This is a genomic window from Rhodoplanes roseus (genome assembly GCF_003258865.1).
Taxonomy (GTDB): domain Bacteria; phylum Pseudomonadota; class Alphaproteobacteria; order Rhizobiales; family Xanthobacteraceae; genus Rhodoplanes; species Rhodoplanes roseus.
The window spans coordinates 1-9,657 of record NZ_NPEX01000207.1 but is presented as its reverse complement, the minus strand read 5'-3'; the positions used below and the strand labels follow the sequence as shown (position 1 = coordinate 9,657).

Sequence of the window (9,657 nt, the reverse complement as noted above, 5' to 3'; positions counted from 1 at the left end):
GGCTCGCGCCTGCGGCGCGCCCCGGAATGACGGAGTTGTATTATCCCCACCGCACGCCGTGGCGGTCCAGCACCTTGCGCACCGCTGCGACGAGATCGGGCTCCGGCACCAGCGCCTGGGCCTCGGCCTGGCGCTGCAGATAGTCGTCGCGGTCCTTGTCGAGCTTCGACAGCTCGGCGCCGAGCAGCAGGTCTTTTACGATGACGTGCGGGCCGGCTGGGTTGTCCTTCTCGTCCGAGCCCTGGATCACCACGCACGGACTCTTGCGCCGGTCCGCGTATTTGAGCTGGTTGCCCATGTTCTTCGGATTGCCGAGATAAAGCTCCGACCGGATGCCGGCGCCGCGCAGCGTCGCCACCATTTTCTGGTAGTCGGCGAGCCGGGTCTTATCGAACACCGTGACGACCACGGGCCCGGGTTTCGGGGCCGTGTCGATCTTTTTCAGATGCTCCAGCGCCGCCTGCAGCCGCGACACCCCGATGGAAAACCCCGTCGCCGGCACCGGCTCGCCGCGAAACCGCGAGACGAGCCCGTCATACCGCCCGCCGCCCCCCACCGAGCCGAACCGGACCGGCCGCCCCTTTTCGTCCTTGGTGTCGAGCAGCAGCTCCACCTCGAACACGGGGCCGGTGTAGTACTCGAGGCCGCGGACGACGGATGCATCAAAGAACACGCGATCAGGTCCATAACCTGCGGCACGGCAAAGAGCAGCAATTGCGTCTAGTTCATTCACGCCAAGTTGGCCCATATCAGAACCTTTGACGGCATCACGCCAGAAACCGAAGGTCATTCGATCATCTGGAAAAGTTGTTTCGTCAGGAAAGTTAAAGACTGGCGAGTGGGCCCCGGAAACGCCCATGCTCTGTCGAGCTTCCGGCGAGTCCGATCTAAACGAGGTCCGGAGATATGATGTAAGGAGTCGATCGACCTGTTCGTCCTTCAGGCCGGCGCCTTTGGTGAAGTCGCCGCTCTCGTCCTTACGGCCCTCGCCGAGCAGAAGACGCACCCCCTCATCGCCCAGCCGATCCAGCTTGTCGATCGCCCGCAGCACCGTCAGCCGCCTCCCGGCATTGTCGTCGCCGCCCAGGCCGATCGCCTCCAGCACGCCGTCCAGAACCTTGCGGTTGTTCACCTTCACCACATAGGAGCCGCGCGGAATTCCCAGCGCCTCCATGGTGTCCGCCGCCATCATGCAGATCTCGGCGTCCGCCGCCGCCGAACCAGACCCCACTGTGTCGGCGTCGAACTGCATGAACTGGCGGAAGCGGCCGGGGCCGGGCTTCTCGTTGCGAAAGACCCAGCCGAACCGATACGAGCGGTAGGGCAGGGCGATATTCTGAAAGTTCTCCGCCACGTGGCGGGCGAGCGGCGCGGTGAGGTCGTAGCGCAGCGACAGCCACTGGTCGTCGTCGTCCTGGAACGAGAACACGCCCTCGTTCGGCCGGTCCTGGTCGGGCAGGAACTTGCCCAGAGCGTCCGTGTACTCGATCGCCGGGGTCTCGACCGGCTCGAAGCCGTACAGCTCGTAAACGGCCCTGATCTTGTCGATCATCGCCTGGGTGGCGGCGATCTCGCCCGGCCCGCGGTCCGCGAGGCCGCGCGGCAGCCGCGCCTTGAGCTTGCTCTTCTTGTCGGTGGCCATGATCGGGTGCTCGGCGTTGTCCGTCGTTCCGGGGCGCCGCATAGCGGCGAGCCCGGAACCCATAACCCCTGACCGTGGATATGAATTCCGGGTTCGCGGGCCGGCGGCCCGCGCCCCGGACCGACCACGGCGGGCGCCGGTTGGTAGCGCAGGGGGCCTCCCCCGGCAAGCCGTTCCGCTGGCGGAAAAATCCGGCTAGGGTCCGCCGCCTCTGAAGGAGTGTCCCATGCCGGCCGCCGAAACAGCCCCCGCGAATGCCTCCGCGGTCGTCCCCAACGACCTCGAGCCGTACTGGATGCCGTTCACGGCCAACCGGGCGTTCAAGCGGTCCCCCCGGCTGGTGGTGCGGGCCAAGGACATGCGGGTGACGACGGCCGACGGCCGCACCCTGATCGACGCCATCGCCGGCATGTGGTGCTGCAACGCCGGCCACAACCGCGACCCGATCGTCGCCGCGATCCAGCGCCAGGCGGCCGAGCTGGACTATGTCACGGCCTTCCAGCACAGCCATCCGGCCGCCTTCGAGCTGGCGGGCCGCATCGCCGCGCTGGCGCCGGGCGATCTCGACCACGTGTTCTTCTGCAACTCGGGCTCGGAGGCGGTCGACACCGCGCTGAAGATCGCGCTGGCGTACCACACCATCCGCGGGCAGGGCGCGCGCACGCGGCTGATCGGCCGCGAGCGGGGCTATCACGGCGTCGGCTTCGGCGGCATCTCGGTCGGCGGCATCGTGCCCAACCGAAAGATGTTCGGCACGCTTCTGGCCGGCGTCGACCATCTCCCCACCACCTACGATCGGGAGCGGCAGGCCTTCACCAAGGGCGAGCCGGAGTGGGGTGCGCATCTGGCCGACGAGCTCGAGCGCATCGTCGGCCTGCACGACGCCTCGACAATCGCGGCCGTGATCGTCGAGCCGATGGCGGGCTCGACCGGCGTGCTGCCGGCGCCGAAGGGCTATCTCCAGCGCCTGCGCCAGATCTGCGACCGGCACGGCCTGCTGCTGATCTTCGACGAGGTCATCACCGGCTTCGGCCGTCTCGGGCCGTGCTTCGCGGCGGAGCGCTACGGCGTGCTGCCCGACATGATCACGTTCGCCAAGGGCGTCACCTCGGGCACCGTGCCGATGGGCGGCGTGCTGGTCCGCAAGGGCATTTTCGACGCGTTCATGCGTGGCCCGGAGCATGTGGTGGAGCTGTTCCACGGCTACACCTACTCGGCCCATCCGCTCGCCTGCGCGGCCGGCCTCGCCACGCTCGATCTCTACCGCGACGAAAAGCTGTTCGAGCGCGCCACGGCGCTGGAGCAAAAATTCGCCGATGCGGTGATGAGCCTGCAGGGCCTGCCGGGCGTGCTCGACATCCGCACCGTGGGTCTCGCCGCCGGCATCGACCTCGCGCCGCATCCGGACGGTCCCGGAAAACGCGGCTATGCCGCCATGGACGAGGGCTTCTTCCGCCAGGACGCGATCGTCCGTGTGTCCGGCGACACCATCGCGCTGTCGCCCTCGCTGATCGTCGGCGAGGACGAGATCGGCGAGATCGTCGAGAAGACGGCGCGGATCATCAGGGCGGTGGGATGAGACAGATCGGTCATTCCGGAAGCGTCGCGCAGCGACGCTGTCCGGAATCCATAACCCCTGTCCGCGAGCATGGATTCCGGGCTCGCCGCTGCGCGGCGCCCCGGAATGACGGAGGCTGGAGTTCCCCATGAGCAAGCGCACTGGCCTCGCGGGGCTCGTCGATTTCGCCCGGCGCGAGCCGTTCGACGTGCTGGTCGTCGTGCTGGTGCTGCACGTCCTGATCTGGACGCTGATGCCGGCGTTGCTCAACGCCAACCTGCAGCTCGATCTGGCCGAGGATCTGGCGCTCGGCAAGGAGTGGCAGCTCGTCTACTGGAAGCACCCGCCGCTGCCGTGGTGGATGGCCGCCGGCCTCTATCAGCTCACCGGCGACGTGCGGATGGTCTATCTGCTCGGCCCGCTCGCCTCCGCGGTCGCCATGGGAGCGGTGTGGCGGCTCGGCAAGGACATCGTCGGCGCGTTTCCGGCGTTGCTCGCCGTGCTGGCGCTGGAAGGCCTGCACTTCTTCAACTTCTCGGTCGTCAAGTTCGCGCACGACCAGTGCCAGCTCCCGTTCTGGGCGCTGACCGCGCTGTTCTTCCACCGCGGGCTGACCCGCGAGAAAATTCTCGACTGGGCGCTCGCCGGCGTCTTTCTGGCGCTGTGCTTCTGGTCCAAGTACGCCGCCTTCGCGCTCGCCGCGACGCTCGGGCTGTTCCTGCTGGCCGACCGCGACGCGCGACGAGCGTGGGCGACGCCCGGGCCCTACGTGATGGCGATCGCCTTCGCGCTGGTCGTCGCCCCGAACGCGTGGGCGCTGGTGCAGAGCGATTTTCTGCCGTTCCGCTATGTCGACGAGCGCGCAAAAACGGCGGCGCATTGGTGGCAGTTCGCCTGGTATCCGCTGCAATGGACGTTTGGGCAGATCGGCTTCCTGCTGCCGACGCTGGGCCTGCTCGCGCTGCTCTATCCGCTGCGCCGTGCCGACGCCGCCACCCGGCCGCTGACCCTCGGCGACGTCGATCCCAACGTGATCAGCCCCGGCGCCTTCGACCGGCGCTATCTCGCCTGGCTGGCGCTCGGGCCGTTCGCCGTCACGACGCTGGTCGCCGCCGTGCTGGGCCGGCTGCCGGTCGCCATGTGGGGCTATCCGCTGTGGTCGATGCTGCCGCTGGCGATCGTCGCGTGGCGCGGCGCGCCGTTCGAGGACGTGCGGCTGATCCGCTTCGCGCTCGGCGTCGTCGCCGTGCTGGTGATCATGCCGCTCGTCTATGTGGCGGTGGAGGAGGGCGAGCCGCTGCTGCGCGACCGCCCCAAGGCGACCCAGTTCCCCGGCAAGCGCCTCGCCGAGATCGTCACCCGCGACTTTCTGGAGAAGACCGGCCAGCCGCTCGCCTATGTGACCGGCACCGAGTTCGCCGCCAACAACGTCGCGGTCTACGGCCCGACCCGCCCGCACGTGATCGTCCACGGCGACCCGGCGCTGAGCCCGTGGATCGACATGGCCGACGTGAAGAAGCGCGGCGTGCTGATCGTGTGGGAGGAGCAGGGCGCCGGCCTGGTGGACGCGTGGATGAAGACGTTCCCGGGCGCCACCGTGCGGGGCCGCCTGATGCTGCCCCGCCAGGCACACGGCAAGGTCGCCCCGGTGCGCCTGCAATACGCCATCGTCCCCCCCGAAGGCGCCCCCCTGATCATCCTGCCGCCCGGCGCGGCGATGCCGCCGGCGAAGTAGCCCGTCGTTCGTAGGCCCGTAGGGCGCAATAAATCGCCCCGTAGGGCGCAATGAGCCCTCGCGAATTGCGCCGAGAGGGATTCCGGCGGCGCAATTCGCAAAATGCTCATTGCGCCCTACGGCACCGCGTCGCCGGGGTGCCCGCGCGGACCCGAGTTACGGCGCACTCGATCGCGGCTGGGGCGCGCTGGTCGAATCGGCCGGCTGGGGAAGGCGGGAGGGTTGGATCCCAAGGCCGATTTCGTGCACTGCCCCGTAACTCCGTCGGTGTGAAGTCCCCTCAAGGATCTACTGATTTGCGCCTTCGCAAGCGCGATCACTTTAGGTCATATGCAAATCCCCTATGTCGTCTTGCGGGAAAGGTGTACCTGCAAGATGGGGTCGGGCAAGACCTGAGTTCGGCCGCAGGGGATTTTTTTCCTTCATTCATAAAGATAACCGCGACTCAGAATTTTGTTCAGCCAAGTCTCAACGTAAGTCGAAAACAACAGTAGTACGGGGATCGATCATGGATGGTGAAGCAAAACCGTTGGAAACGCCTGATTTGTTTCTTAAGGCCTTGGGGGAGAGTCTAAAGGCCAAGGAAGGTGTTGATGCCGACCTTGCGGCCATCCTAACTACGCACATTCTGAAGGCCGCTCCAGCGCCAAACGCTGTCGTTCAAGCGAAGGACGCCATTGTAAAGCTCGCCGTCGGACGAGCGAATCTGCCGAAGGTCGAGGTGGTCAATGGCTGATCCCTACTTTTTTCAATCGCTGGGCCTGACCGGCTTCCGGGCCTATCTTCAGCCGAAGACCTTCGATTTCAGCAAGAAACGATGCCTGGCGATCTTCGCCCCGAATGGTAGTGGAAAATCCAGCGTCATCGATGCCCTGGAGTTCATGCTGTCGAAAGACGGTACGCTTGAACGGCTCGGACAGCGTGCCATCAACAATCAGGCCGGCCCGATCGCTTTGGCGCACAACTTGGCCGAGGAAGCGAAGATTGCTCCGTCCGTGGCGATCGGTGTAGTTTCGGGCAAGGATGTCACGAACGGCAGTCGGGCAGCCGGAGGTGCAAGGCGGCCGATCCCGGCGGTGGCGGCGACCATCAATACCTGTTTTGCGGTGCCGCCGATTATTCGCGGCCACTCGCTCCGTACCTTTGTCGAAATCCATACGCCGGAGCAGCGCTACGCGGATGTCGCCAACTGGCTGCAACTCAGCCCCCTCGTCGAGGTGCAAAAGAACCTTCGCTCGCTGCGCACGCAGATCAAGACCGCGGCCGAAGACGAGACGGCGCTCCAGCGCGTTGACACTCAGCTCGCCAAGGAGACGGCCCAGACGGTAAAAAATTGGGATGCAGCGGCGGTTCTCTCGCATGCCAATACGCTGATCCTTGCACCACTTGACCCAGCGTTTGTCCTCACGGCTCTGGCCGCGCTTGATCCGGCCTATGTCGAGTTAGAGATGCGCGCCCAAGCGGAGGAGAACAAGATCGGACTCGCCGGTTTGCGCCAAATCCGCAACGCGGCGGCCGGCTTGTGGCTGGAAGCGACTGACGCCGATAGCGGTGAGACTGTTGTCAGCGGCGCAGTTCCGACCTTCGATGCCGCTGTCACGACGCTTGCGACCGCCGAAAGCAAGGAAGCCGAGGAGCGCGATAAGGCGGCCGGAACCGTTTTTCAGGCTTTGTGGAAAGCTGCTGAACCGCTTTTCGTCGAAGGTGCGCCCGCACCAGATGTTTGCCCGGTCTGCATCACACCGATCGCGGACACGACGGCAGGCAGCGTAGAGGCGATCCGCGATCACGTCGCCAAGCATCTCGAAGAACTGGCCGACTACGCAGCCGCCAAGAAGGCGCGCGACGATGCCAACCTATATCAAGGCCAAAGCGAAGATTGATCGTCTGCTGGAGCTAGAGGGCGAACGGAATCTGGCGCTACGGACAAGCGAGGAGTTGGGGAAGCTGTCCGAGGCGCTGACGGCGCAGGCTACAACGGTCTCGGCCGAGATCCGAAAGAAGGTGCAGACGCTACTCGACAAGCTCCAGACGCCGATGAACGATATTTACAAGATGATCCAGGGCGTCGGCGCCAAGCTGATCCGGTTGGAGCTGCCGGGCGAAGACGATAGCAACCAGCAGCGCCTCAATCTGCTGATCGATTTTGCTGCAAACCGGACGGGTGTGCAGCCGGGCGGCTATTTGAGCGACTCCCAGATCCATTCTGTGGCGCTGGCGCTGCGCATGGCGGCGATCAAGCAGTTCAACGTTGGCGCGCCGATCATCGCGCTGGACGATATCGTCACCTCTTACGACGCCGATCATCGCCGCACCATTGCCGGGTTGATCGCCACCATGTTCGGTGATTGCCAAGTCCTGATCACCACCCATGACGAGCGGTTTTTCAACTATCTGAAGGACCAGCTCGAAGCGAAGACGTGGCACTTCACCCGCATCATAGGTTTCGATCCCGCTTATGGGCCGAGATTCGCCGACCACAAGGTCAGCGACGAGATGATCGAGGCGCGCTGGGCCGACGGGCTGTCGGCGGCCAACGAGATGCGCCAGGCCGAAGAGGAATGGTTGCTCGGCATATGCCGGGATTTCGGAGTCAGTATTCGCATCCGCCCGCTGGAGAGGGCGTACTCCTACGAACGTAGCGAGTTGGCGTCAGCGCTCGGCGGTTTGCTCAAGAACGCCAAGCTGGAACCGGCACTGGTGCCAGGCGTCAACAATCGTTTCCTCGCGAGTCTTGCGACGGGCACCATCGAAAACTTTGGGAGCCATTTTCAGGATGTTCCTTACGGCGATGGCTCGATCGGCGACGAAAAGACGCGCTGGGACGAGTTCAAGACATTCCGCAGTCAGTTCGCCTGCAAAAAATGCAGCCGCACGAAATTTCAGCGGCCTCTCACGTTGAAGAAGCCTGTATGTGCGCATGGCGGGTGTGAGGCCCAGTTCGAGTTCGCAGCAGCAGGAGCGGCATAATGGGAGGGCGATCGAAACCCGTCGAGTTGGCGACGCGTAGCTTTGAAAAACAAGGCGACGCCACGGCCTTCTTCAAGGCGATGCTGAACCGCTACCGGCCAGGTGAGCGGGTCAACGACGAGGATGCTTTGGACGTCGCGGCTCTGCTCGAACGCCATACAGAATACGTCGCGAAAGTCGGCTGCGGCGTCCGCCATTTCCAGGTGATGATGACCGAACATGGCACGCAGTGCTTCCGAATCATCCGAATGGACGGCAGCGGTACGGATTTCTCCTACCCGCATTGCATCACGCAGCGGCCGCCCAGCCGCAAGCAGTGTGATCCCCTTGCTTCGCGTCGATGTCGGAAATGGCTTGATCGAGGGTGGTCAGCAATTTGGAGATCGAGGCGACAATGCCATCCGAGGCTGGCGCGGCATTTTTCGGCCAACCGGCGATGCCCGGGTGTCGCAAGCGTTTCGCCGGGCCGTGCGATTCGATTTGTACAAGGCGCGCGACGCCTTCTTCGCGACGCACGGCGACGCGAACGGCAATGCCACTTGTGCGGTGACAGGCGAGCGGATCACCCGAGACGACGCCCATATGGATCATTGCCCACCGATGACCTTCGAGGTGATCGTGACGACATTCCTTTGCGGTCGTGGCCTCTCCCTCGAAAGCGTCACGCTCACGACCGGGCAGGACAATCAGGTCTCCCCAGAGGTAACGGACCAGACTTTGTCCGAGGCGCTTCGATCGTATCACTCGTCGGTAGCGCGGCTCGATCTCGTGCGTAACACGGTCAATCTCGCCCAAGCAGGCCGCCATCATCTGAAAGATGGTCGTATCTCTCTGGTTAAAGTGGACGTAATCTGAGCAGTGGGCAGCATATCCACAAATAATGGATCCGGTCGAATTGTGTGACGTCCGGTCTGGGAACTACGGGAATTGCGGTGATAGAGATGGACCGGACTGCACCGTTGCGATGCGACACAGTAATTTCTGTGACAGTGCACTCGATTGTCGCTGACGAACCGCTCGAAACGTCGCGTCCCTGGAATACATCGCCCGACCCGCGGTCCTGATGTGCGGTAATTCTGATTCGACGATCAGAGTCGACCTGATCCGTTCATGGCGCCGGCCCCGCCGTCTCCGCGCATGCGAAGAAAGGTCAGATCGCAGGCCATCCGCATGCCGTCGGCGCGAGGGCGCCCGCGCAATCGCGAGGCGCCGGCCGGCACGATCCCGGCGGATGGAGGGTGAGCCGTTCCCGGCGTCAGGCCGCCTTCGCGCCGAAACCGGCGGCTTCGATGGCTTCGACCAGCGCGGCGGGCGCGGCCGAGGTCGCCGCCTCGACCCGGCCGCTGCCGAGGTCGATGGTCACGTTCGCCTGGGGGTCCTGCGCCTTGATGATCCGCTCGACCGCGCGGACACAGCCATCGCAGGTCATTCCGGTGACATTCAACGTGACCATGGTGGTTTCGACCTTCCTGTCTTCCGTAACTGTGGTCCGGACGCCCGGGTGGCAAGTCTTTCCGCAGCGGGATGGCTGGAATTCAACAGCTTTCGCCGCGATGCGCTTGCACCCCCGACCCGGGTTGTCGACATTGGACGCTGTCGCGGCGAATCACCTTGATATCCCGCAAGCAGTCAGGTTCCCGGAGCTCTCATGGCCCGCCTCGGCGCCATCTTCGTCGGTTTGTGCATGGCGTTGATCGCCGGCTCGCTCGGCGCGATGATGTATTTGTATCTCGGCACCAGCGGGGCCGAGTC

Annotated in this window: 8 protein-coding genes; 6 read left to right on the top strand and 2 right to left on the bottom strand. The window is 64.5% G+C overall.

Translation table 11 applies throughout. The features are described 5' to 3' along the window. Positions 1 to 40: 40 nt before the first annotated feature. A complete protein-coding gene (hisS, locus tag CH341_RS22730) occupies positions 41 to 1,642 on the bottom strand; it encodes a histidine--tRNA ligase (protein WP_111421272.1) in 1,602 nt (533 codons plus the stop codon). 226 nt (positions 1,643 to 1,868) lie between these two features. On the opposite strand from hisS, the gene aptA reads away from it, so the two are divergent. From aptA to CH341_RS35335, 6 genes are all read left to right on the top strand, one after another. Beyond that, on the top strand, positions 1,869 to 3,221 hold the full coding sequence (gene aptA / locus CH341_RS22725) for an omega-aminotransferase AptA (RefSeq protein ID WP_111421271.1): 1,353 nt from the start codon (positions 1,869 to 1,871) through the stop codon (positions 3,219 to 3,221). A 127-nt stretch (positions 3,222 to 3,348) separates the two neighbouring features. Continuing rightward, positions 3,349 to 4,935: a glycosyltransferase family 39 protein gene (locus CH341_RS22720; protein ID WP_111421270.1), complete on the top strand. Its 1,587-nt coding sequence runs from the start codon at positions 3,349 to 3,351 to the stop codon at positions 4,933 to 4,935. A gap of 508 nt (positions 4,936 to 5,443) precedes the next feature. Next, entirely contained in the window at positions 5,444 to 5,671 is a 228-nt protein-coding gene (locus CH341_RS33835; protein WP_146604583.1) for a hypothetical protein, read from the top strand. Further along, the gene (locus CH341_RS36005; protein ID WP_245431201.1) at positions 5,664 to 6,818 is read left to right on the top strand and encodes an AAA family ATPase; all 1,155 of its coding nucleotides are present in this window, start codon (positions 5,664 to 5,666) and stop codon (positions 6,816 to 6,818) included. The genes CH341_RS33835 and CH341_RS36005 overlap by 8 nt, the downstream gene beginning before the upstream one ends. After that, positions 6,784 to 7,905, top strand: a complete 1,122-nt coding sequence (locus tag CH341_RS36000) for a DNA replication/repair protein RecF (protein WP_245431200.1) — start codon at positions 6,784 to 6,786, stop codon at positions 7,903 to 7,905. Before CH341_RS36005 ends, CH341_RS36000 begins: the two co-directional genes overlap by 35 nt. Next, positions 7,905 to 8,681 carry a DCL family protein gene (locus tag CH341_RS35335; RefSeq protein WP_210208551.1) on the top strand — a complete coding sequence of 259 codons (777 nt, stop codon included), beginning with the start codon at positions 7,905 to 7,907 and terminating at the stop codon, positions 8,679 to 8,681. The genes CH341_RS36000 and CH341_RS35335 overlap by 1 nt, the downstream gene beginning before the upstream one ends. Before the next feature lie 479 nt (positions 8,682 to 9,160). Here the strand turns inward: CH341_RS35335 and CH341_RS22695 are convergent, their stop codons facing one another. Then, positions 9,161 to 9,358, bottom strand: coding sequence for a heavy-metal-associated domain-containing protein (locus CH341_RS22695; protein ID WP_111421263.1), 198 nt, complete (start codon positions 9,356 to 9,358; stop codon positions 9,161 to 9,163). Between the last annotated feature and the right edge of the window lie 299 nt (positions 9,359 to 9,657).